At 60.3% G+C, this 491-nt stretch carries 1 pseudogene; it reads right to left on the bottom strand.

Annotated elements, in window-relative coordinates:
* Window positions 1–20: 20 nt before the first annotated feature.
* Window positions 21–491: pseudogene (locus B3C64_RS00150) on the bottom strand (hypothetical protein); the annotation flags it as partial.

Below are 491 nucleotides of genomic sequence, written 5' to 3'. Positions count from 1 at the left end.
TGCATCGACACTTCGACGCATCACAGCACCGGAACGGACAACACGTATTGGGTGCTTCGGGCATGCCGCCGGGCGGAATCAGCGATTCGATTCCGTAACACGGAATCCACATCCTGCTGCAATACGGCATCCAACGTTTCCGCGGCGTCGGCCAAGTCGACCGTTTCATCGATCATGTCGCTGTTGTCCAGCACGATCAACGAGCGATCGCCCGATCCGGCAAGTCCATATGCGCCGATCGGCAATGATGTTTCCGCCGAATCGACGGATTTCCCGGATTTCCCGGAATCACCGGATCGCTTCGCCGAATCAGACGTCACTCCCCCGACCTTCGCCATGTTCTTCGACGTGGTGTCGGCGGCCGCGCCGAACGATGAGCGCAATCCGCCAGCGTAGCTCATCACATCGCCCATGCTGATGGCATTGCTGTCATCGACGAGACTGGAGGAATCCGCCGTCGCATCCCGCTCACGTGCGGCCTTGGCCTGCCG

It is taken from the genome of Bifidobacterium sp. UBA6881 (genome assembly GCA_002451435.1).
In the GTDB taxonomy this organism is placed as follows: Bacteria; Actinomycetota; Actinomycetes; order Actinomycetales; family Bifidobacteriaceae; genus Bifidobacterium.
Note: the sequence above shows the minus strand (reverse complement) of the source record. Positions and strands in the feature narration are given on the sequence as shown.